The organism is Aliicoccus persicus (assembly GCF_900110815.1).
Classification (GTDB): domain Bacteria; phylum Bacillota; class Bacilli; order Staphylococcales; family Salinicoccaceae; genus Aliicoccus; species Aliicoccus persicus.
Genome location: NZ_FOIT01000008.1, coordinates 50,041 through 74,112, shown reverse-complemented (window position 1 = coordinate 74,112; position 24,072 = coordinate 50,041). Strand labels below are relative to the sequence as shown.

The following is a 24,072-nucleotide window of genomic DNA, read 5'->3' as shown; positions in this document are numbered from 1 at the left end:
TGGATACGACGGTCTTAGAGAGCCACCTCGTCGGAGTTCATTGAACCACCTAAATCGGAGTTAGCTGAGCCACCTAAATCGCTATGCTTGAACCACTTTGTGGTTCTTTTTTTGCCCTCGTGTTATAACTTACTCGTGAGTAATTCTCACAAAATATAACGGAGGTGGCATGAATGCCCAATTATGTAGAAATGATTCGGTTGCACGAAGCAGGATTCAGTCAGAGAGAAATAACTAAAATTGTTTCTTCTGGTCGAAATACCGTCGCTAGGACTATCAAAATTGCACAAGAAAAGGAGGTGTCTTATGAAGAAATTAACTTATGGTCAGTGAAAGAAATAGAGAAAATATTTGATGTGAGTATAGATAAGAAAGATCAATCCGTCTCTTATTATGTCAAACCGGATTATAAAATGTTATCAAAAGAACTTGTTAAACAAGGTGTTACAATGCAATTACTCTGGGAGGAGTATGCTCAGGAATGTCGATTAAATAATAAGATATATTATAAATTAACTCAGTTCAAAAAGTACTTTAATGACTATTTACATAAAAATAGTTTTAGCCATGTACTCCATCATAAAGCAGGCTATCAAGTCCAAGTAGACTGGGTAGGCAAACGCCCGCAATGGGTTGATCCCATGACGGGAGAAATCATTACAGGCGATTTATTTATTGCCACATTACCTTTTAGTGGTTACACATATGCCTTAGCTTGTATAGACCAAAAGATGCCACGATGGATTAATGCCCATATCAAAATGTTTGAGTATTTCCAGGGCGTACCAACACTTTTAACACCAGACAACTTAAAAACGGGCGTTACTAAACATACAAAATCACAACTGTTATTAAATCAGACGTATGAAGATATGGCGAATCATTATCAAACGGTTGTTGTCCCGACGAGGGTCGCGCGGCCAAAAGACAAGGCGGCGGTTGAAAATCATGTCAAACATCTAACAACACATATTATTGGTCGTATGCGCAATTACCAGTGCTTTAGTATCGATGAATATAATCAATATCTTTTAAAGATTCTAAATGATTTTAATGCCAAACCTTTTCAGAAAAAGGTTGGTACACGACTTCAAATGTTTCAAGAGTTGGAACAAGAAACACTCAAAGCATTACCACCTTACCCATATGAACTCTGTGAATTTAAAGAAGCGAAAGTCTATACGAATAGTCACATCACATTCAATAAACACTACTATTCTGTGCCTTTCCAATATATTGGTGAACAAGTAACACTTAAAATTTATTCAACAGCCATTAAAATCTATCATAATCAAAATCTATTATGTGAACATTCTACTGTCAATAAACCACCTGGGGCATATTCTACAGAGGCGTCACATCTACCCGAAGATAGTAAAGATTTTGGGAAATGGAACAGTACAAGATATTTAAAATGGGCCAGACGCGTTGGTCCAAATGTGCACATGGTTATCTCCAAAATGTTTAATCAAGGACCAGAACAACAGTACTACAGAAGCGTACATGCGATATTAAAAATGGCAGACACCTATTCCGACCAAAGATTAGATAAAGCCTGCCATTATGCCCTGGAACGATCCAGTCATCCTAATTATAAATTAATCAGACAACTCATAGAAAGTTCCATCACGCAATCAGATTTTAACACGTCTAATCAAAAGGAACAATCTTATCTGAGAGGAGCTGATTACTATGACAAATTCAACCGCAAGAGTTAATGAATTAACTCAACATCTAAGAAAGATGCGACTACCTATTATGGCTGATCGGTTGGTTGATTTATACAGCGATCCGCTTACTTCTCAGCGTACAACCTTAGAAATTCTTGAAGAAATAGTGAATGATGAATATCAGTCAAGACGACATAACACAATCCAACGTTATTTAAAACAAGCGAAGCTCTCTCAACCTCAAGCACACATCCAAGACATTGATTATTCTCCGAGCCGGAAAATAAACAAAGATACGATAGACCAACTGAAAACATGTCAATTTATAACGAATCATCGGAATGTGGTTATACAAGGGGCCACTGGTACTGGAAAGTCGTATATTACTAATGCATTATGCCGTTATGTCATAGAGGAAGGCTATACTGCTCGATATATGAGAATGTACGATTTACTTACAGAAATGGTTCAGGCAGACTTAGAAGATAAGCTCGAAAATTATTTTAAAAAAATAATGAAGTTGGATGTCTTAGTGATTGATGATTTCCTATTAACCCCAACCACACAAGATGAACAGAAGTACTTAATGGAAGTTTTTGAATTGAGAAGTCGTAATCGTTCATTGATTATATCTTCTCAAATGGAAACAGGAGAATGGCATAAAAAATTAGGCGGTGGCGCAATTGCCGATGCCATACTAGATCGTGCCATATCAAACTCTTATCATCTCCATATATCAGGTGATTCTTTAAGGATGAAGGGTGGCTCAACTACCACCGACTAGAGTGGCTCAGAGAAACGCGATTTGCCTGGCTCAGGCAATCGCGTTTCTGTGGTATTATCGGGACGCCGTATGCATTCAATAATACTGATTGTCATGTATGATTTCTCAAGTTATTTTTCATCAAGTAATTTAGGCATGCGTTTCAAAATAGGATACAATTCACGATTAGCAATTTCATAGATTCGTCGCAATTCTTTGACTGGTTCATCATGCTCATCTACTCTTAAATCAACTACAGGATACTCTTCGTTATCGACAACAAGTAAAGCAGCAGACTGTCTACCACGGTTATCACCACCAGCTTCCTGGCCCGCTTCAATGGTCTTAAGTAAGCGTTCTGCTAGAGACAATTCTTTATGAGTTATAAACGCAACTTCCATCGCAGTTAAAGTTTCCTCACCCACTAAAGTGTTCCCTTGTATCGCATAATTATGGCCGGTTAGATGCCCACAATATCCCTCACACGACTCACCCGAAAATGCCGCAGATTGACCATTTTTGTCGATAATACCCACTTGTCTTAATTCACGATCTGGATCTCTAGAGATGACAACTGCCAAAACTTCAGATGCGTTCAAATTATTTTGTAAAAGCTCTAATCCTCTAATTGCAATGTACGGATTAGAAATTGATTGTGATGCAATTGCACCAACATGAGCCTTTGCATAAGCAAAGCGTGCACCCACTGCTAGAACTGCGGTAGATATTGCTACACCCAATTGATTCGTTTTTTCACAGCGTGCTGAAATAGAGAATGTCATAACATCTCTCCTAATGTAAATCTGTATTTATTTAAAGTTAAATCTTTAATTTAAGTGGTCTTTTATTTTTATTATATTAACACTATATCAAATGACACAATTTAAATTCTTCCAAGGCTTTTTGTCTAAATATACTAGAAACAAGAGGAACACATCAAAACTATCTAAAAACACCATTAATCACTACAATTACTGAGTAGCATTATCGAATTATCAAGAAGTTCTTATACTAGAAAGAGTTAGAAATAAGTTGTTTATTATAGCAAATGATGAAATGAAAGAAGAAAAAATAGAAAATAAGAGTTGTTAAAGGAAACAAATGGTCACGTATTGGCCACGGTTTAGCCTATATAAAAAGAAAAACCCCGTACCTATAAGGTTTACGGGATTTTAAATACGGAGTAGGAGGGATTTGAACCCTCGCGCCGCGTTAGCGACCTACACCCTTAGCAGGGGCGCCTCTTCAGCCTCTTGAGTACTACTCCATGGCTCCACAGGTAGGACTCGAACCTACGACCGATCGGTTAACAGCCGATAGCTCTACCACTGAGCTACTGTGGAACATTATTATTTTTATCGACAAGATATAGAATACCAAACTTAAGAAATAAAATCAATATTATTTTATCTTTTAGCTCAAAATTGAACATAATTTCTAACTCTCATTCATTTCTGGAGTTTTAAAATAAACAACAAGAAATAAATGAGAGTCTGGATGATACTTTTAAGTTTACTATATGACTTTCTTTTCTTTTTCAGTTAAAGATAATATTAATCCTGCAAGCAAACTCGCTCTTTCTGGTACTTCATAAATGAATATTTTCTCATGTTCCTGATGAATCCCTTCCCCAAATACGCCTAATCCATCTAATGTTGGTATTCCTACATCTGAAGTGAAGTTCCCATCACTGCCTCCACCAACAAATTTTGAATCTAAATCAAGCTCTAGTTCATCTGCTATATCTTTAGCAACCAGGAATAATTCATCGTTTTTAGTGCTGTTCATTGGTGGTCTATTAATCTCACCTTCAATTATTATTTCCACTGCTTTATTATATGCTTCTATATTTTGTATCGCTTCATCAACATATTCAAGATCTTCTAGTCTTTCTGCTCTTACGTCAATTCCTATTTCTGCTTCATCAGGAACAATGTTAATTTTACCGCCTCCAGAAATACTTCCTACATTGATAGTGATTCCTTTGTCATAGTCAGTTAATAAACTCAGATCTGATACTTGCTTTGCCGCTTCAACTATTGCATTCTCCCCAGATTCATGATCGTTACCTGAATGTGATTTTTTCCCAACAAATCTTATATTATAGGCTGCCGTTCCCTTTCTTCCCGTTTTTAGATCTCCCGAATCGACAACAGGTGGTTCTAGAACAAGAACATAATCATATTCATCTGAAATCTCTTGAATAATTTCTTTTGAAGTATTACTTCCAATTTCCTCATCAGAATTTATGAAGAAGGAGATACGAGTGTCTTTTAGTCCATCGCTTTCACTAAGATATTTTAACACCCATAATGCTTGTATTAATCCACCCTTCATATCCAACACACCTGGTCCACTTAGTTCTTTTTCCGTTCGTTTTATTGGAATCTGTTTTTCATCCCATACTGTATCTACATGTCCAAGCAATAATATTGAGACCCCCTCACCATTTGAAGAGTTTTTTTCATAAAGCCTGTGATTTCCTGTAGTATCCGATTCAAATATCTTTGGTGATATACCTAAGTAGTCTTCAAATAATTCATCTAATTTATTTAGACATTTATCAACTAAAACTTTATTCTTTGAAGGAGAATCAAGTCTAACAATCGTTATCAAATCATCTATTATGTTATTTAAATTATTTTCAAAATATTCTTTTCCTTCTAACATATATATCCTCTAATCTATAAGTTATTTTATTTATTAGCTAACTCAAGAGCAAAGTGACATGCCACAAATCTATCTTTAGAAACTTCTTCAAATTCAGGTTTCTTAGTTTTACAAATATCTTGAGCAAAAGGACACCTAGTGTGAAAGTTACATCCTGTTGGTGGATTCTCAGGACTCGGTATATCGCCTTCTATTACATATTTCTCTTCCTCACGAAATTCTGGGTCTGGAATAGGTACTGCAGATAACAATCCTTTTGTATAAGGATGAAGAGCTTGTTTGAATAAATCTTCTTTACTTGCAAGTTCCACAACTTTTCCTAAATACATTACAGCAATCCGATCACTTATATACTGAACTGCAGGTAGACCGTGTGCAATAAAGATAAATGTCAAATCAAGTTCTTTTTGAAGTTTTAATAGTAAATTCAATATCTGTGATTGTATTGATACATCTAAAGCAGAAACAGGCTCATCACATATTACGAGCTCTGGGTTTAATGCTATTGCTCTCGCAATCCCTATTCTTTGTCTTTGCCCACCACTAAATTCATGTGGATACCGCTTCATATACGATTTGTTCAATCCCACCAGATCCATAAGCTCAGCTATACGATCGTATAGCTCTTTTCTCGTCAAATTTTCATGTGTTCTGAGTGGCTCTGCAATGATGTCATAAACTTTCATTCTTGGATTTAATGATGAAAATGGATCTTGAAAAATCATTTGAATTTCAGAACGAACATTTCTTAAGTTTTTCTTGGAAAGCTCCCTTAAATTTTGTTGTTTATAGATTATTTCACCTTCTGTTGGTTCTAAGAGCATACCAACCATGTTACCAGTTGTTGATTTTCCACAACCAGATTCACCAACTATACCAAGAGTTTCCCCTTTTCTAACATAAAAGTTAACATCATCAACAGCATAAACATATGCTTCTTTCTTTTTTAATAACCCAGTGGAAACATCAAAGTATTTTTTGAGTCCTTTAACTTCTAACAGCATTTCATTAGTATTTGTCAATTTACTTTCACCTGCACTTTTTCATCATCTGTTAGTTCATCTGAATGAAGAAAGCAACGTGATAAATGATTTTCATCATTCAATTCATCATTTGGAACTTTCTGTAAGCATATGCTCATTGTATGTGGACATCTATCAGCAAATCTACAACCTGCCGGGTATTCAAGTGGGCTAGGTACAGAACCTGGAATACTTCTTAATTTTTCATCAAGTTGATTAATTTTTGGTGTACTATCAATTAGTCCTTTAGTATATGGATGTTTTGGATTTTTAAATAATGTAAATACATCAGTTTCTTCAACAATTTGACCACAATACATTACAGCTACTCTATCTGCCATCTCAGCAACTACACCAAGATCATGTGTTATTAAAAGTATTGATGTATCAAACTTCTTAATAACTTCTTTTAATAATTTTAGAATCTGAGCTTGAATTGTCACATCCAGAGCAGTTGTTGGTTCATCTGCAATAAGTAATTTTGGATCACACATTAATGCAATTGCGATCATAACGCGTTGTCTCATACCTCCACTCAATGAATGTGGATATGAGTTAAAGACTTTATTAGCCCTTGGAATGCCTACTTTATCTAACATTTCAATAGATTTTTCTTTTGCTTTAGATTTACTTATCTTTTGGTGAGCGTGCAGGGCTTCTGTCATTTGTTCTCCCACTTTAAAAACTGGATTCAATGAAGTTAATGGTTCTTGGAAAATCATGGATATATCATTACCACGAATTTTTCTCATTTGTTGCTCATTGTATTTAGTAAGATTTTGTCCATTAAACAAAATTTCTCCACCTTCAATACGACCATTAGATGCTAAAATATCTAGAACAGATAACGCTGTTACACTCTTACCCGATCCAGATTCTCCCACTAGAGCAACTACCTCACCTTTTTTTATCTGAAAAGATACCCCATCAACTGAAGGGACTTTGCCTTCCTCAGTTTTAAATGAGGTTCTTAATTCTTTTATTTCTAATAAGTTTTCATTCGACATATCATTTCACCTCTAATTTGACTTTGATCTTGGATCAATAACGTCTCTTAACCAATCTCCTAAGAAAATGATACCTAGTACTGTTATTGTAATCGCTATACCTGGGAAAGTAGCTATCCACCAACTAGTGGCTAAGTAATCTCTTCCATCACTTAGAATAGATCCCCAAGATACAACTGGTGGTTGTACACCAAGTCCTAAGAAACTTAATGAAGCTTCTAGAATAATTGTAGTAGCAACACTTAGAGTTGAAATTACAATAAACGAGGAAATAACATTAGGTAACAGATGTTTGATAATTATTTTAAAATCACTTACACCTATTGAATGAGCTGCCCTTACATAGTCTCTTTCTTTAATTGACAATGTTTCTCCTCTAACAAGTCGTGCGTAATTTACCCAGTTTGTAACACCTAGCACTATAATCAATGTCATAACACCAGATTCAAAAATTGATAGTATTACCAATGCAAAAAGTATTGTTGGAATAGCTAAGAAAGAGTCAACCAATCTCATCAATATACTATCTATCCAACCACCGAAATATCCTGAAATAAGTCCTATTGTGACACCAATTGCACCAGCTAGTACCACTGACGCAACACCAACCAGTATTGATACTTGGCTACCATATATAATTCTACTCAGATTATCTCTTCCCAGGTTGTCTGTTCCAAGAAGATGTTCTGTTGAACCGCCTTCTAACCATGCAGGTGGAAGTAACATGCTTGCTGGATTAATCATTGCAGGATCATAAGGAGCAAGTAATGGTGCGAAAATTGCAATTAGCACTGATATTGTTACTATAATCAATCCTACTGTTCCCGTCTTACTACGCCAAAGTAAGAACCCCCATCTCTTAAAAAAATTAGGGCGGACATTTTTTTGTATTTCATTATTATCATTTAAGGCTGCATCCAATATTGTCCCCTCCTAGTTTAATTTAATTCTCGGGTCTAAATATCTATATAATATATCCGCTATTAAGTTCATAAGAATTACTAAAGAAGCAATTATAAAGACGCTTGCTTGTACTATCGCCATATCCCTAGCATATACAGACTGGATTAAAAGTTGACCAAGTCCTGGCCATGCAAATACAGTTTCTGTAATCAAAGTACCACCTACAAGGGTTGATGTTTGTAGAAATGTAATAGTAATTACAGGTATTAGTGAATTTTTAAATGCATGTTTGTAAACAACCAAATTCCTTTTTAATCCCTTACTTCTTGCCGTTCTTACATAGTCTTGAGATAAAGATTCGATCATACTAGACCTTATTAATCTCGTCATCTCAGCAGCAATCCCCGTTGCGAGAGTAAGTGCAGGTAAAACTATATGTAAAAAGGTTCCTCTCCCTGACACTGGGAACCAACCCAACATAACTGAAAAGACAAGGATTAACATAATCCCTAACCAAAAGTTAGGCATTGCCTTTCCTACCACTGCTGCGCCTGTAGCAACTAAGTCCATACTTGTATTTCTCTTAGTAGCTGACCAAATTCCAAGCGGGATAGCTACAACCACTGAAAGGAATAGCGCCAAGCCTGCTAACTCTAATGTTGCTGGTAACCTGTCCAAAACTACCTCTAAAGCATCGGTACCATACCTATAGGATGTACCAAAATCACCTGTTAATAAATCTCTTAAATAAATTCCATACTGAACAATAAATGGCTCATTTAATCCTAGTGATTCTCTTAAATTTTCAACATCTTCCTGAGAAGCATCATCTGGTAACATTAATGCTACAGGATCCCCAGCGACGAACACTAGAGAAAACACAATGAAAGAAATTATTAATAGTACAGGTATAATTTGTAATAATCTTCGTAGCAAAAATTTCGCCATACTCTTTCCTCCATTTTAAAAATCAGGTAGGTAGTTAGTTTAAACTACCTACCCATATAAATTATTTTTTAGTTATTGTATGAATGTAAATCATTTCGTCCATTGTTGGAGTATAATCCACTCTTTCACTTACACCCATATTAATACTCTCTAAATGAAGTACTGGGTGTACGACTTCTTCTGCTATGAGATGTTGAGCTTCAATATATTGTTGCTCTCGTTCTTCTAAATCCATGTTCTGAGCAGCATCTGCTAATAACTCTTCTAACTCTTCATTATAGAAATCAATTTGTCCTTCAAATCGTTCATAGTCATACCAGTCTAAAGCATTGAATGCATCAAACATCGAGTTACCTAGAGCTAAGATAAATGCATCCTCATTGTTCCCTGCATTTCTTAATTCAACAAAGTTACTCCACTCATGGAACTCTAACTCTGCATTAATACCTACTTGCGACCACATACCTACTATCATTTGTGCAATTTCTGCATCCTGTAAATAACGTCCTCTTGGAGAATGCAGTTTGATATCTAATCCATTCTCGTAACCTGCTTCAGCTAAAAGTTCACGTGCTCTTTCAGGATCGTAATTATAAGTATCACTCAGTTCCTCCGCAAACCCGAATGTACCCGGAGATACTCTTGTAATTGTAGGAGTTCCTGCCCCACCTAATAAATGATCAGTAATTGCCTGGTTATCAATGGCTAAATCCATTGCTTCACGCACCGCTTTATCTGCAGTTGGCCAGCCCTCAGTATGTCTCACGAATATCATCATAGCTCTATTCGAATCAGTTTGAGCTAGATAAGTATCGTTGTTGTCATCAACTCTTTCCCACTCACTAGGTGGGATATTAACGGCAATATCTACACCACCTGTAAGTAATTCAGAAACACGTGTAGAGTTTTCTGGGATAACTCTAAAAGTAACATTCTCCCATTCAGAAATATCTCCACCAAAGTATTCATCAAATTTTTCAAGTTCCAAACGATCATCTCTAATCCAGTTCACATATTGATATGGACCCGTTCCTACAGGATTACTTAAGAAATGATCGAACCCATTTTCTTCAATATAATCAACTGGAAGAATCCCTGATCCAATACGAGCTAATCTATTTAATAGAGCTGGATCTGGAGTTTCGGTATGAATAATGAATGTGAGATCATCAATAACTTCGATTTCATCAATTACTGCATAGTTAGAATGCTCAAGTAATGTTGAATCACTAGAAACTCGTTCTAGTGTATATTTAACGTCTTCTGAGTCCAAGATTTCACCATTATGAAATGGTATACCTTCTTTTAACGTTACTTCCCAACTAGTGTCATCAATAATCTCGTAACTTTCAGCTAGATCCATTTCAATTTCACCAGTTTCAACATTACGTTTAAATAGGTAGTTAAACATGTTGATGTGAATAGCTTCAGTAGATGTATTAACATGATTATGAATGTCAAATGTCACCATATCTGTTCCAAGAGCAATCGTAAGTGTATCATCATCCTGTGCAGATACGTTCTCAACATCTGCCAAACTATGTACAGCACCTAATGCAAATACTGACATTAGTGATACTCCTAATACTTTCTTAAAGTTTAATTTCATTGTTACCTCTCTCCTCTAACATTTTGATGTAATTTATTGATAATTCAGCGAGGCTTGCAACCCCTACTGGAAGTACGTTTTCATCTAAATCAAACATAGGATGGTGTAATGGATACTGTGTTTCCTCACTATTACCTGTTCCAATTTTAAAAATGACGCCTGGAACTTCATTCGTAAAGAAAGAAAAGTCTTCGCCACCCATAGTTGGTTTAGAGTAAACTAAATAATCTTCTCCGAGCAAAGTTGTAATAGTATCTGTTATTAATGGTGTTAATTCTGGGTCGTTATAAACCGCTGGGTAACCATCTCGATAATCAAATTCGTATTTTGCTCCCATACCTTCACAAATATGTTTTAAATACGATTTCATTTTATCTTTTACAATTTCTTTTACTTCCGGATTTAGTGTTCTGACTGTACCACTTAATTTAACTTCCGGAGCAATAATATTATGATTGAAACCGCCTTCAATTTTCCCGAAAGTTAAAACCACTGGCTCTAGTGGCTCTATAGTTCGACTTACTATTTGTTGCATCGTGTTGACTACAGTAGTTGCGATCGTAATTGAATCTATGGATAAATGAGGATGTGCAGCATGACCACCATCTCCTATTATTCTTAAATCAAATTTGTCTGAATATGCTGTTGCTGGGCCTTCGCAATGAGAAATAATACCCGATTCAACTTTTGGATTTACATGTAATGCAATAATCCCGTCGACTGCAGGGTTTGTTAAAACTCCCTCTTCAACCATATGTTTTGCACCAGCAAAGCCTTCTTCCGCTGGTTGAAAAATAAATTTAATAATTCCTTTTTCTAAATCGTAATTTTTAAGTATTTTTGCTACACCAAGGAGTATCGAGGTGTGGGCATCATGCCCACATAAATGAGCTACATTTTCCACTGTAGAAGAATATTCTGCATTTTTTTGGTCCTGAATAGGCAAGGCATCCATATCTGCTCTTATCCCTATTGTAGGACCGTCTGTATTACCTTTTTTTATTGCTACGACACCTGTCTTAGCAATGCCTTCTTGTACTTCATAACCAAATTCTCTCAATTTACTTGCAACAAATTGAGAAGTTTTAACCTCTTGAAACGATAGCTCTGGATTCATATGTAAATGCCTTCGCCATTGGATTAACTCATTTTCTAACGCTCTAGCTTCAGCCAAACTGTCGAAAATCATCATCATCCCCTTTCATTATTACTTACAATTATACATAAAAATTAATTTTGGTCTACACCATTTCCGAAAAATTTTTAATTTTCAGATAATGAAATTTATTTTTATTAATATTTCTCTGTATCTTCAACTCAAATTATTACTTTGTCCCAAAATAAATTTCCTAAGATAACAGAATAATTCTCATATCTATTATCTTAGGAATTAACAAGAATTGTGTTAAGTGGATTAACACCGTTTGAATTACGCAACATCGCATTATAAAAAAACTGAGATTCGTATGCACTCGAATCTCAGGAAAATTTATTTTATTCAACTGTAAACTTAAGTGACATCAGGTCAATTTAAAGGAGTTTTTCTTTGAAATCTTTACGAAATTCTTCTCTTTTTCCTTTTTCATTTGAGAAAAATTTAATTCCTAATAACCTGACATTTTCATTCTCAGAAAGTACTTCTAAATTACTATTCTCGTTTAATGACATTAAAAACTTTTCCTTCCATTGATCATTAATTAGCAAATGACTGCCTTTTGGTTCAAGAAAAACCTGGTAAGTATAATCTTGATCCTGAAGGTATAGCAAAAAGTCAGGCATGAACCCCCTCGTACCATTTATCTCAACAACTTTCACTTTTCGTTCATTTCGGATAAGGTAGACCTCTTGGTATTTTTCTTTAAGTTGTTCGATATAGTTGTTGATGAAATCAATAAAAGTGCTCTCCAAGCCGTTTACGATAGCTCTATCGTAAACATACCAATGATTATCCCTCATACTTCGCTTCTGCAACGTTTCACTTAAAGATGATATTTTTGTATTTACCTTATTCAACTCAATATAATAATCATCAATCATTTCGGAAATAGACATCCCTTCAAATACTGGCGTTCCTCTCTCCTTCATATAGTTTATCTTTATCTTTTTCTCTACATAATCTAGATACTTTTCTACCATTTTTAGTTTAACTATCGGACTTAAATCATGTAATTCCAATTCCAAAGGAAGTGTCACATAGAATATTAAATTTCCAAGAAAATCAGGACTTTCCGTGAACTCTTTCATACTTGTTAAAGCAGGTATATAGTCTTTGAAGTGATTAAAGCGAAAGAAAGGATTTCTTTGTAGAGCTTTTTGTATATAGATTTTCTCAACAGGCCAAGTTACTTCATGTCTTTGTCCACCAATCATCTCTCCTACTCTTCTTCCATAATGCTGCTCAATTGTAAGTTCATATGGTACATCATAGTCGGTGGTCACATTGTAGTGTGAGAGTGTACGATAATCATCTGCAGTGGTATGCACCAATTTATTTATATAAATCTTACCGTTCTTAAATACTGGACTCTTTTTAAAGGAAGACTTAAGTTTCGCTTCGAGTCGATCATATTCATCCTTTTTCACTTGAATCCTTGCAGACTCGAGTGATTTTTCAAGATTTTTTATATAAGCATTTTCGTTAATCGTATGATAATGCAAAGTTTCTATTATCTTGAGGTCAGTTTGTACCAAATCAAAGCGCCTTGTATATAAGTGATGTTCGTTGTATTTAAATGGATAATACCGTGCCCCCCGACCTATTAATTGGGCTTCACTGTTTGTCGTGGTTTTCGTTGAAGTTGCTCCCTCACTAATTCTCACTATGTCAAACAAATTCAATACATCCCATCCTTCATTTAGTTTTGCAACTGCAAAGATGGCTCGAATCGGGTTGTTGTCTTCCTCCAATGTATTCAAAAGCAAGGCATTATCTTCTGAAAGGAAGGCTTTATCATTGGCATTTAGAATTGTCTCCTCTGTGAAATCCCACTGCAGATCACGAATGATTTCATGTAAGGGCTTATAAGTATAATACTCGTACATCCTGCTCCAGATGCTGTTCTCATGTTTGTAGGTCGCATGGCCAATATTGATGATATGTGACAGGTTTTCCACACTAAGTCTCTGAACAATGTTAAGTAAGCGCTCATTGGCAGATAGTGACGTTGCAATCTTGTTAGACTTAAACAAAATAATTGGTTTTAGGGCTAAATCATTATCTTGTGCAATGTATTTACGATATTGACTTAATAGAATAGCGTTCAACATCTTGCTTTCATCGTCTTCATCAGAACGTAACAACACAACATTCTTTGAATAGCCGTCATTCATGAATCTTCTTAAATCATATTGATAGACAATTTTGTCTTTATATTTTTCAAATAAAACATCTTGATTCAAATTAATAGTAGCTGTATACTCCAATAGGCGATTATCTGGGTTAAGCTTGAGCAAGGTATTAACGGTATTCTCCCACGTTCTTTCTTCATACTCCTTATTGTTAAGTTTACGTTTGTCTCGCCGTGTCCATGCGTTAATATGGTGCGCTTCATCAGCCAGCAGGACTAAACGCATATTTTTCAACGATTCATAGGTCAATGCATTTTCTTTTGGTGCTGTAAGATCCGCATGAAGCTTTTGGATAGTGGTTAATTTCAGGTAGATTGTATTACCATCTGGAAATGTGGGAAATACATCAACAACTTGAATAAGAATGCGCTGTCCGTCTAACACAATGCCTTCTTTTCTGAATAAATATTTACTTGAACTTTCATTCGTAAGATTATCATATGTTTTTTTTATAATTGCATCACTGTTCACAAAGAAAATAAAGTTCTGTTGATTTTTCTCCTTAAAAAGATAAAGAATAGTTGATGCCAAGACCAAAGTTTTCCCAGATCCTGTCGCCATGTGAAATAACAAATGATTGTAAGAAAGATTTGCGTTATCCAACTCCTGTGTGTAGATTAGTTGTTTCAATGCCTGTGCCTGATATTCCCGCAACGGGTGACTCAGGTTATCCTGAACATAATCTGGCACATCAGGTAGTGTTACGAATAGAGAATTAAATTGTTCTTCAATTCTTTTGTGAAGTATTTCATTACTCATTCGAGTCACCTTCCTCTTGATCTTGATAGAAAGAGTAATTAAAGGCTTTTATAGAATCAGAAATATCATACTGACTGTCCTCGATTTCTGAATAATTCAAATAAAGTTGGTTCATCTCCAGCACTTGAATAAGCACATCTTTTTGTTCTTTTAAAGATAATCTCTGAAAGTCATTGTTATCAAAAGTCATTTTTTCTAAATCAACTTTGAAGTTCAAATAGGCGCTGTCTTTTATTTCATTTAGAACATTTCCTAACTCTTTAAAATTTTTTTTGTTTTGAATCTTATCAACGAACTTTTTATTCAAACTATATAATTCAGTATAAATAAAGTCACCCCCACCTTCCCATTTTAATTCTGATGAAACGCCACCTTGTTCTCCACTAATAACTTTTTTTAAACGAGAAACTGAAATATCTCCAACGTAATCCATTTGTTCAATCCCTATATATTGCCTCTTTTTTTTATGAGCAACTGCTTGAGTTGTGGCAGACCCCATGAAAAAATCTAATATCAAGTCTCCTTCGTCAGTTGTTAAGTCAAGTATGTGATTGATAAGTGATTCTGGTTTAGGTGTCGAAAATAAACTAGTTACTGGAGTATCAGGGAATAATTTTTTAAGCTCATATTTAGCTCTTCTTGTGTGACCCGTAGTTTCCATAGAAGTCCATAAGGTAGAAGGAGGCAAACCTTCCATATCTTTTAGATATGTTCGTCTGATTATCCTTGTCTCATCTTCTGAAAAACGTAATTCACCAGTTTCGAACTTTTTATCCATGGTTTCTTTCGACCACCTCCAACCGTTAGGTGGATGTTTTATAATATTTCCGTTTGGAGTAGTAATTTCAAACTGCAAATTTGTTCTCAATCCAGGATTATTGACTGGGTTGCCATCAAACCATGGGCCGTTTGGGTCATTATCAGGATTTTTAAAATGTTTTCTTTTTTGAGGATCGTTTAAAAACTTTGGTCTCCAACCCGGTCTCTTTGAGTATACTAAAATGAAGTTATGATCCTCAGAGAAGGTTAATGCATTATTGTTACTGTTGTCCGAATGCTTCCAAGCAATAGTATTCAAAAAGCATTTTCGGCCGAAAATTTCATCACAAATAACTTTCAAGTAATGTAGTTCAACATCATCTAGTGTAATCCATATTGAACCATCTTCTGAAAGTAAATCCTTTGCTATTTCTAAACGATTTTTCATAAAAGTTAACCATGTAGAATGGTTAAATCTATCATTATACTTAAAACTATCACCTCTTGTATTATATGGGGGATCTATGTAAATCATCTTAACTTTTCCACTATATCTTTTCTTTAAGGAATGTAATGCAATTAAATTGTTTCCTTTTATAATTAAGTTGTCTGAATCTTTAATACTTATAACTTCATTTTCACCATCTTTATTATATTTCTTTGAATTAGTAAAGATTTTAGGTGATAAAAGTGTATCTATTTCTTCTTTAGCTAAAGTATTATGATAATAAACTTCGGATTTCCCTGTATCTTCTACCGTCATTCCTCCTTCCAACACACCATCTTTGTGTGGAAAATCAAGAACGACATCCGAATTGTATTTAAGATACTTACTCTCACTAGTCAACCCAATTTCATTTGTATACTTAGTGTAGTTATTGTCTAAATAGTTTTTGAATCGTAACATACTCACAAAATCTTCTACTTTAAAAACTAATCCCGATGAAAGTTCTAATGAGTATGTATCTTTTATCAACTCGTTAGATATGAGTGCTTCTATTACCTTTTTATTATACAAACGTATATCTTCAATTAGTTTACTTTTAATTAAAGTGTCTTCGTGCCAATACTCAGGAAATGCTTTTAATACATTTATTATCTCTTTCTGGAGCTTTGTTTCCATAAAATTATTCCTCTCCAATCTTTTCTTTAGTCTAACTGTTAACTATGTGATCAATTTTACTTTTAAATGCGTTGTCACTCCAATAGTATCATTGGTATTCATATCTGTAACTTCTATAACTATTTATGTAAATTCTGATTTTACGATAGTCCAATTAGTTAATTTCATTATATTATTCAGTAGATTTAATTTAGTGGTAAAATAAGATTTCTTTTACATAACAAATAAATTTTTAAAAATATCTTTTCATGTGTACACTACTTAATTACTAGGAATTTATATGTACCCAACTTTGTCTATTAGAGTTCTGAACTATTAAATTAATCAAAGAATAAATATTTTTCAGTTGCTTCATTTTCAGAATATATTAGTTTATAAGTGTTGCACGTATTCTATTCTATAATTATCATTCAAGTAATTGGTAATCAACTTCTAACTACAACTCCCATTCTATTAGTCTATTCTTTATTTGGTGTATTTTTCAATAAGTAAAATTATACTTTAGAAATACGAATCTGTAACTCCTAAGATTTTACATATGCTAATATAGAGATAATATATGGATTATAATAAATTAATTTCTAAAAAATAGGAGGGTCCCATGTTCATATCTGGTACAAAGTGGGTAAGAGCAGATTTTCATCTTCATACTAAAGCAGATAAGGAATTTGCCTATGATGGCGAACAGGATCGGTTCGTAAGCGATTACGTTCATAAGCTTAAAAAAGAAAATATCGGAATAGGAGTTATTACAAATCATAACAAGTTTGATTTAAATGAATTTAAGGGTCTAAAAAAAAGAGCAAAGAGAGAGAACATTACTATATTACCTGGAGTGGAGCTATCTGTTAAAGAAGGAGCCAATGCTCTCCATTGTTTAATAGTATTTAAAGAAGAAGAATGGATTGATGGAAACAGTGAGGATATAAACAAATTTCTAGATGAAGTTTTTAAAGGTATTAAAAATAGGGGAAACGAAAATACACGTTGTAACGAAGACCTTGATGGAACAGTTAAAGTCTTGGATTCCTACAATAAGAACTATTTTATCTTAATGGCTCATATTGAAGATAAAAATGGCTTTTTAAAAGAATGTAACGGGGGTTTAATTAGATCTCTTAGTAGTAATAGCTGGTTTAAGGAAAAAGTTCTTGGTTTTCAAAAGGGTCGAACTAGGGACAAGATGGAGCAACTTGAAGAATGGATGGGTTACAAATTAGCTTATATTGAAGGTTCTGATTGTAAAAATATTGATCAAATAGGCAAAGGTGAAAAATCGTTTATCAAGATTGGCAATGGAAATTTTGATTCTGTCTTACTTGCATTAATGGATTATGAAAACAGAGTTTCTCTTTCCGAAAAAGAATATCATCATGGACACATAAAGTCTATAGAATTTATTGGTGGTAAAATGGATAATCAAAAAGTGAATTTATCACCAGAGTTAAATAGCTTAATTGGAACTAGAGGTAGTGGTAAGTCAAGTATAATTGAGGCTATCAGATACAGTTTAGATTTACAGCCGTCTACAGTTGATGAAGAATACAAAACAGAAGTAGTTAAAAACCTTCTTCATGCGGGGGGGCAAGTGATTATTGAACTTCAAGATAATCACAACAATAATTATAAAATTAAAAGGATACTAGGGAAACCTCTACATGTGCTTAATGAAAACGATGAGGATCTTGGAGTTAATGTAAATTCAATTCTACATACTCCATTATATTTTGGACAAAAAGACTTATCATATATGAAAAATGGGTTTGAACTAGATTTATTAGATAAACTAGTTGGAGAAAAAATAAATCATTTTGAATCAGACTTAAAAGACATACATGAAGAATTAGAGGATCAGTTTACTCAACTATTTAGTTTAAATGATAAGATTGAAAATCTGCCTCAACTTAGTAAAGATTTAGCAGATGTAAAGCATAAAATAAAAATATTTGAAAAAAATGGGATAACTAACAAGCTTACTAGACAATTAAACTTCCAATCGGACGAAAGGAACATTGAAAATGTCCATAATCATATTTATCAATTTAAGAAAGAGATTGAGAAGTTACTAGACTCACCTAATCTTAAAGAACTTAACAAACTACAAGACCTAGAATCTTTAGAAACACCAGAGTTATTTGATAATTTATTAGTGGAAGTATCTAGGGTAAATGCTGTAAAAAGGGAAATCCAAGAAATAATGGTGAAAGTTGAATCAAGTTCCAAGCAAACTAAGAAGTATTTAAAAGATATTCAAGAATTAATAAGTTCACATGAGGAAAATTTTGCTAGTATAAAGAGGGAGATAAATATTCCAAATTTAAACCCAGATGATTTCCCTATACTCAAAACCAAAGAAGATAAGTTAAAAATAGAAATTGATCAAGTCTCTATACAAGAAGAAACAAAAGGTGATATTAAATCTAAAATACGATCCACCCTTGATGAAAGAAATAGACTCCTACTCCAAGAGTTCAATGTTTATAAAGATGAGATAGAAAAAATCAATACAGATCAAAATTCATTAGAATTAAGCATAGATTTTAAAGGAAATAAAGAAGTTTTTCAAGATAAATTAATACAATCATTTAAAGGTTCAAATATAAAATACAGTACTTACCAATCCATGAGTAATACCTATTCTGACTTTTTAGCTTTCTTAGTTGATGTTTTACTGGAAGATTCTAAAGAAATCTCTTCTCTAGTTTCTGATGCTCAACTTCTAAAGCTAAAAGAGATGATTGAAAATAATTACAAAGAGTATCTATCATTTAGAACTCCTAACAAAATTGATATAAAATATCATGGGAAACCTATAACTAAGCATTCTATCGGCCAAAGAGCATCTGCATTAGTTCTGTTTATTCTGTCTCAGAGGGATAATAATTTAATAATGATTGATCAACCTGAAGACGACTTAGATAATCAAGTGATTTATAATGAAATAATTACAAAAATAAAAGAAAGAAAACCCGAGGTTCAGTTTATATTTGCAACACACAATGCAAATATCCCCGTTTTGGGTGACTCAGAACAAGTGATTGCTGTTTCTTATGATGAGGAACAGATCAGTACAAAAATTGGCAGTATTGATGATAAAGATATTCAAAATAAAATAGTTGATATAATGGAAGGTGGACAAGAAGCATTCAATAAAAGAACACAAATATACAACTTATGGAAAATTGACTAATATTCTTCTTCAATAACGCTTCAAAAAAGAAATGTTAATTATTAAGACAACAGATTTTGTGTCATAATTCTAACTATGGTCCATACCGATGTATATTAAAGCCAACACCACTTAGGAATTTACAAAGAAAATGATCAAAGTGATTACCAAAGATGTGACGATGAGAGTTCGAAAAGCTCGTTAAACACATCATTTTAACTTGTAAATAATAACCATAATTATATGTTAACTATGGTAGAATTTCATAAACGTCCGAATTGATTTAATTTTCTGAAAATAGTTTGCCATTATGCAAAAAGTGGTATATAATTGCAAGAACAATACATTAGGGGGAATACATATGAGGCACAATGTTAGAACAGTGAACCAACTGAGAACCTTCATTAACACGATCAACAATCTCTCTGCAGATTTGATTTGTACTGAAGCGATCACAACGCACAACCGCCGTTTATATGAACAGTATATTGAAGAATCTTTAGTAGAACGCGACAAAGAAAAATTCGAAAAATACACGACACTATTAAAGGATCTAGACAACAATGAATAACAAAATACACACATAAAAAAGCTGACACTTATTCAAAATAAATGTCAGCTTATTTTAATACTTAGATGCTATAGATATACCCTTCTCTTTAAAAGCTTGAACGACGCCTTGCACAAACTCTACTGCACCTGGTGAATCCCCATGGATACAAATGCTGTCTACTATTAAATCAAGTATTTTACCATTAACAGATGTCACTTTCTGATCAATCACCATCTTGACTGTACGTTCTATAACTTTTGACGTGTCATGAATAACAGCATTCGGATGACTGCGCGGCATCAAACTGCCATCATCCATATATTCTCTATCTGCAAACACTTCGTGAATTACAGATAAGCCCACTTCTTCACCAGCTTGTATTAGGCTGCTCCCACTTAAACCCATCAGTTTTAAAGATGAATTAAATTTCTGAACTGCTCGTGCAATTATTTTTGCCATTTCATAATCTTTTGATGCTGCATTATACATCGCACCGTGTGGTTTCACATGATTCAGTTGTAATCCTTTTGTACGTGCCATGCCTTCAAGTGCACTTAACTGATATATAATATTCGCTTCTAGTTCTTTATCTGTCATAGGAATATGTCTTCGTCCAAATCCCTCAATGTCACGGTAGCCTGGATGCGCTCCAAGTGAGACATGTTCATTGTCTTTAATCAGATCGAGCGTCTTATTTATGACCAATGGATCTCCAGCATGAAACCCACATGCGACATTTACAGAGCTGATTAAAGGAATTATTTTATCATCATTACCGAGAATATAGTTTCCATAACTTTCACCAAGGTCTACATTTAAATCTACTGTGTACACATTAGCCACTCCTTTATGTTGTAGATTTATCTATTTTTTTCAAGATGTCTATTTATTCGATCTGTATCTATATGTTTTGCTAACTTCACGTTTTCAATGAGCTCATCATTCTTCAGTTGATGCATAAGTGTTTTGTAATGATGCTGCGCTTCTTCCAATTCTATAAGTAGAAATGTGAATGGTTCACCTGGTTGGAGTTGAACAAGTTTCGGAATATCTGCTTTTATGACAGTGCCAATTTTTGGATAACCACCGACCGTTTGTCTTTCATTCATTAGTACAATCGGCTTTCCATTCGCAGGTACTTGAATACTGCCGAGTATCGTTGGTTCACTTAAAATATCGTAACCTTTTTCTGATTTTATAGAAATATCTTCTAGCCTAAATCCCATTCTGTCTGACTCTGTACTGATTTTAAATGATTGAATTAGTAGTTTTTCAATTTCATCTTGATTAAAGTAGTCGAATTGCTCTCCTTTAATGATTCGAATAATTTTATCTTCTTCAATATGTTTCAAGTGAATATTTTCTTTTGGTTTATGTGTACATTCAGAGTAAATTTCGTCACCAGACTTTAAAGGTTTTCCAACACCTATTTTTTCATGTGTTGAGCGACTATTTAAGAATGACGGAGTTTGGAATCCACCTGCAATGCCGAGGTAAGCCCGCATGCCTTCTTTAGCCTTACCAAATGAAATTTCGTCACCTGTTGTACATTTAATAACTTTACCGATAGGCATATCAATACCGTTGATAGAAAAACCCATATCAGCACCGACAACACTAATATAGTTTGATGATTTCATAGTGAATTTACCACCGATGTATGTCATTTCAAGCGTTGCACAATTCGGGTCATTTCTGAGTATTGTATTCACCAATATATGACTCTTGAAATCCAGAGCTCCGGAAGTCGGTATCCCTTGCTCGAAGTAACCATATCTTCCTAAATCTTGTATGGTTGAATACAGCCCACCATCATTTACGATTATTGTCATTTAAACACCTCTTTCTTCGATGTTTATATTGAATGTACCTTGATTAACTTGTTTCTCAATCTCATCAAATGTGGCGCTATTTATTGGTTTAAATTTTATGTAATCGCCTGCTCTATACGGAACATTTAAAGTATTATCTTCTATCCCTATATTGAGCGGTGTACGTCCGATGATGTTCCAGCCACCAGGAGACGAAGTCGGATAAAACCCCGTCTGACTTCCAGCTATTCCTACTGATCCTTTTGGTATCCGTGTTCGGGGTGTCTCTTTACGTGGCATTTTTAGTTTGTCATTCACACCATTTAAATATGGAAATCCAGGAAGAAAACCGATCATATAAACATAGTACTCTCTCTCAGTATGTAACGTTTGGATTTGTTCTATCGTAAGTCCTTCTTCATAATAACGATTTAAATCCAGACCAAATTCATCGTCATAACACACAGGAATTTCTATTATTCTTTTCTTTTTTAATGGCGTTTGATATTCATCAGCATTGATTTTTCTTATTGCTTCTTCAATATCACTTGATTCTATAATCATCGGATCATAGTAAATCATAAGCTTCGTGTATGACACTGAATAATCAGTGATACCTTCAAATTTCAGTGGTCGGAGTGATTCTAGAAAAGTGATGAGTCTCTTGCAGTTTTCTTCAGATACAGCGTAATCAAAGGTAATCGTCATTGTATCTTCAGAAACCTCTTCTATTTTCATAAAGTACACTCCTTTTTATTTATATGTTTTATAATACTAGAAAATCTACTTGTTTACATAAAAAACTGACAACCATACATTGATTGTCAGTTATATCACTTAAATTAAACTTAAAAATTCTTCTTTTGTTACACGACCTAAGTAGTGTGCAACATTAAGTTGATCTAACGCTTTCGAAACTGCTTCTCTATTATGCTCAACACCGACGAGCACGTTTTCTACATCGACAATTTCCCCTACACCGAAGAAGTCACCGAAAATTTTCGCCTTTTCGATTTTACCTTTTACTACTTCTAAACGTAAGTCGACTAAACCTGCAGGGAATTTTTCTGAAGATTCAACGTTGTACTTAGGATTCTTACCATAGTTCCAATCCCAAGTTTGATATTTTTCTACAGACAATTTATTTATTTTCGCCCAATCTTCATCAGTTAAAACATACTCTTCGATGTTCTCTTTACCACCGAAAATATACTCAAGAATTCTCTGTTTGAATGTTTCAATATCCATTTTTTCATCTAGGAAATCATTGATGTTACCCACGCGACCACGCACAGATTTAACACCTTTCGATTCAATCTTTTTAGGATTTACTTTTAATGCATTTTGAACTTCTGAAATATCACTCTCAAGCATTAATGTACCGTGCGAGAACATGCGACCTTTCTGTGTAAACATCGCGTTACCTGATACCTTTTTCCCATCAATTTCAAGGTCATTTCGACCTGACAATGCAGCATTTAATCCCATATCTTGAAGCACTTCCACGATCGGTTGTGTGAATCGTTTAAAGTTATGGAAGCTATCACCATCATCTTCAGTGATGAATGAGAAGTTTAAGTTCCCTTCATCATGATAAACTGCACCACCACCAGATACACGACGAACAACTTTAATGTTGTTTTCTTCGATATATTCCTGGTTAACTTCTTCAATTGTATTTTGGTTTTTCCCAATGATAATTGATGGCGCGTTTACATAGAATAAGAAGTAAGAATCATCTGTAGGAATCTCACGTAACACATATTCTTCCATCGCTAAGTTAATCATTGGATCTGTAATGTTGTTGTTAGAAATGAATTTCATAATTTTCTCCTTTTTCTGTGTTTTGTTTTTATAAATTGTATCACTTTTACCGGGATGAGTTCTATCTTGAGGTTCGTAAAGTATAGTTGCGCTTCTTACATCACTCTCTCTTTGTCTCAAGTTTATGCAAACGC

Annotated in this window: 18 protein-coding genes and 2 tRNA genes; 4 read left to right on the top strand and 16 right to left on the bottom strand. The window is 34.2% G+C overall.

The features are described 5' to 3' along the window. The first annotated feature begins 173 nt into the window (after nt 1-173). The gene (gene istA / locus BMW30_RS10335) at nt 174-1,718 is read left to right on the top strand and encodes an IS21 family transposase (protein ID WP_091473965.1); all 1,545 of its coding nucleotides are present in this window, start codon (nt 174-176) and stop codon (nt 1,716-1,718) included. Next, nucleotides 1,693-2,454, top strand: coding sequence for an IS21-like element helper ATPase IstB (istB, locus tag BMW30_RS10330; protein WP_091473967.1), 762 nt, complete (start codon nt 1,693-1,695; stop codon nt 2,452-2,454). The genes istA and istB overlap by 26 nt, the downstream gene beginning before the upstream one ends. Nucleotides 2,455-2,564: 110 nt before the next feature. Here istB and BMW30_RS10325 read toward each other — a convergent pair whose 3' ends face one another. From BMW30_RS10325 to BMW30_RS10270, 12 genes are all read right to left on the bottom strand, one after another. Further along, entirely contained in the window at nt 2,565-3,215 is a 651-nt protein-coding gene (locus BMW30_RS10325) for a DUF1028 domain-containing protein (protein ID WP_091476801.1), read from the bottom strand. Between the two features lie 397 nt (nt 3,216-3,612). Beyond that, nucleotides 3,613-3,700, bottom strand: a tRNA-Ser gene (locus tag BMW30_RS10320). A gap of 1 nt (nt 3,701) precedes the next feature. Continuing rightward, nucleotides 3,702-3,776: transfer RNA gene (locus BMW30_RS10315), tRNA-Asn, on the bottom strand. A 172-nt stretch (nt 3,777-3,948) separates the two neighbouring features. Next, a complete protein-coding gene (locus BMW30_RS10310) occupies nt 3,949-5,103 on the bottom strand; it encodes a M20 family metallopeptidase (RefSeq protein WP_091476799.1) in 1,155 nt (384 codons plus the stop codon). A 26-nt stretch (nt 5,104-5,129) separates the two neighbouring features. Next, nucleotides 5,130-6,125 carry an ABC transporter ATP-binding protein gene (locus BMW30_RS10305; protein WP_180366293.1) on the bottom strand — a complete coding sequence of 332 codons (996 nt, stop codon included), beginning with the start codon at nt 6,123-6,125 and terminating at the stop codon, nt 5,130-5,132. Then, nucleotides 6,122-7,132: an ABC transporter ATP-binding protein gene (locus BMW30_RS10300; protein ID WP_091476795.1), complete on the bottom strand. Its 1,011-nt coding sequence runs from the start codon at nt 7,130-7,132 to the stop codon at nt 6,122-6,124. Before BMW30_RS10300 ends, BMW30_RS10305 begins: the two co-directional genes overlap by 4 nt. A 12-nt stretch (nt 7,133-7,144) precedes the next feature. After that, entirely contained in the window at nt 7,145-8,023 is an 879-nt protein-coding gene (locus BMW30_RS10295) for an ABC transporter permease (protein WP_245705691.1), read from the bottom strand. Nucleotides 8,024-8,065: 42 nt separating this feature from the next. Beyond that, nucleotides 8,066-8,983 (bottom strand): ABC transporter permease, encoded by a 918-nt coding sequence (locus BMW30_RS10290; RefSeq protein WP_091476789.1) that lies wholly within the window; start codon nt 8,981-8,983, stop codon nt 8,066-8,068. 61 nt (nt 8,984-9,044) lie between these two features. Then, nucleotides 9,045-10,553: an ABC transporter substrate-binding protein gene (locus BMW30_RS10285; protein WP_245705690.1), complete on the bottom strand. Its 1,509-nt coding sequence runs from the start codon at nt 10,551-10,553 to the stop codon at nt 9,045-9,047. A 22-nt stretch (nt 10,554-10,575) separates the two neighbouring features. Next, entirely contained in the window at nt 10,576-11,766 is a 1,191-nt protein-coding gene (locus BMW30_RS10280) for a M20 metallopeptidase family protein (protein WP_245705689.1), read from the bottom strand. A gap of 356 nt (nt 11,767-12,122) precedes the next feature. Further along, the gene (locus BMW30_RS10275) at nt 12,123-14,699 is read right to left on the bottom strand and encodes a DEAD/DEAH box helicase family protein (RefSeq protein ID WP_091476781.1); all 2,577 of its coding nucleotides are present in this window, start codon (nt 14,697-14,699) and stop codon (nt 12,123-12,125) included. Continuing rightward, nucleotides 14,692-16,581 carry a site-specific DNA-methyltransferase gene (locus BMW30_RS10270; RefSeq protein WP_091476778.1) on the bottom strand — a complete coding sequence of 630 codons (1,890 nt, stop codon included), beginning with the start codon at nt 16,579-16,581 and terminating at the stop codon, nt 14,692-14,694. Before BMW30_RS10270 ends, BMW30_RS10275 begins: the two co-directional genes overlap by 8 nt. Nucleotides 16,582-17,182: 601 nt before the next feature. Here BMW30_RS10270 and BMW30_RS10265 point away from each other — a divergent pair. Then, on the top strand, nt 17,183-19,771 hold the full coding sequence (locus tag BMW30_RS10265; RefSeq protein ID WP_219314703.1) for a TrlF family AAA-like ATPase: 2,589 nt from the start codon (nt 17,183-17,185) through the stop codon (nt 19,769-19,771). A gap of 340 nt (nt 19,772-20,111) precedes the next feature. Continuing rightward, nucleotides 20,112-20,321 carry a hypothetical protein gene (locus BMW30_RS10260; protein WP_091476774.1) on the top strand — a complete coding sequence of 70 codons (210 nt, stop codon included), beginning with the start codon at nt 20,112-20,114 and terminating at the stop codon, nt 20,319-20,321. A gap of 54 nt (nt 20,322-20,375) precedes the next feature. On the opposite strand, the gene BMW30_RS10255 is transcribed toward BMW30_RS10260, so the two are convergent. The 4 genes from BMW30_RS10255 to lplA form a co-directional block, all read right to left on the bottom strand. Continuing rightward, nucleotides 20,376-21,137 (bottom strand): LamB/YcsF family protein, encoded by a 762-nt coding sequence (locus BMW30_RS10255; RefSeq protein WP_091476772.1) that lies wholly within the window; start codon nt 21,135-21,137, stop codon nt 20,376-20,378. Between the two features lie 26 nt (nt 21,138-21,163). Then, nucleotides 21,164-22,135: a 5-oxoprolinase subunit C family protein gene (locus BMW30_RS10250; RefSeq protein WP_091476769.1), complete on the bottom strand. Its 972-nt coding sequence runs from the start codon at nt 22,133-22,135 to the stop codon at nt 21,164-21,166. Beyond that, nucleotides 22,136-22,852, bottom strand: a complete 717-nt coding sequence (pxpB, locus tag BMW30_RS10245; protein ID WP_091476766.1) for a 5-oxoprolinase subunit PxpB — start codon at nt 22,850-22,852, stop codon at nt 22,136-22,138. It lies immediately after the preceding gene. Nucleotides 22,853-22,951: 99 nt separating this feature from the next. Beyond that, nucleotides 22,952-23,938, bottom strand: a complete 987-nt coding sequence (lplA, locus tag BMW30_RS10240) for a lipoate--protein ligase (protein ID WP_091476762.1) — start codon at nt 23,936-23,938, stop codon at nt 22,952-22,954. Nucleotides 23,939-24,072: the final 134 nt, after the last annotated feature.

Excerpts from the sequence above, each read along its gene's own strand:
- istA (WP_091473965.1), top strand. The coding sequence starts at position 174 with ATGCCCAATTATGTAGAAATGATTCGGTTGCACGAAGCAGGATTCAGT.
- istB (WP_091473967.1), top strand. The coding sequence starts at position 1,693 with ATGACAAATTCAACCGCAAGAGTTAATGAATTAACTCAACATCTAAGA.
- BMW30_RS10325 (WP_091476801.1), bottom strand. The coding sequence starts at position 3,215 with ATGACATTCTCTATTTCAGCACGCTGTGAAAAAACGAATCAATTGGGT.
- BMW30_RS10310 (WP_091476799.1), bottom strand. The coding sequence starts at position 5,103 with ATGTTAGAAGGAAAAGAATATTTTGAAAATAATTTAAATAACATAATA.
- BMW30_RS10300 (WP_091476795.1), bottom strand. The coding sequence starts at position 7,132 with ATGTCGAATGAAAACTTATTAGAAATAAAAGAATTAAGAACCTCATTT.
- BMW30_RS10290 (WP_091476789.1), bottom strand. The coding sequence starts at position 8,983 with ATGGCGAAATTTTTGCTACGAAGATTATTACAAATTATACCTGTACTA.
- BMW30_RS10285 (WP_245705690.1), bottom strand. The coding sequence starts at position 10,553 with ATGTCAGTATTTGCATTAGGTGCTGTACATAGTTTGGCAGATGTTGAG.
- BMW30_RS10275 (WP_091476781.1), bottom strand. The coding sequence starts at position 14,699 with ATGAGTAATGAAATACTTCACAAAAGAATTGAAGAACAATTTAATTCT.
- BMW30_RS10270 (WP_091476778.1), bottom strand. The coding sequence starts at position 16,581 with ATGGAAACAAAGCTCCAGAAAGAGATAATAAATGTATTAAAAGCATTT.
- BMW30_RS10265 (WP_219314703.1), top strand. The coding sequence starts at position 17,183 with ATGTTCATATCTGGTACAAAGTGGGTAAGAGCAGATTTTCATCTTCAT.
- BMW30_RS10260 (WP_091476774.1), top strand. The coding sequence starts at position 20,112 with ATGAGGCACAATGTTAGAACAGTGAACCAACTGAGAACCTTCATTAAC.
- BMW30_RS10250 (WP_091476769.1), bottom strand. The coding sequence starts at position 22,135 with ATGACAATAATCGTAAATGATGGTGGGCTGTATTCAACCATACAAGAT.
- pxpB (WP_091476766.1), bottom strand. The coding sequence starts at position 22,852 with ATGAAAATAGAAGAGGTTTCTGAAGATACAATGACGATTACCTTTGAT.
- lplA (WP_091476762.1), bottom strand. The coding sequence starts at position 23,938 with ATGAAATTCATTTCTAACAACAACATTACAGATCCAATGATTAACTTA.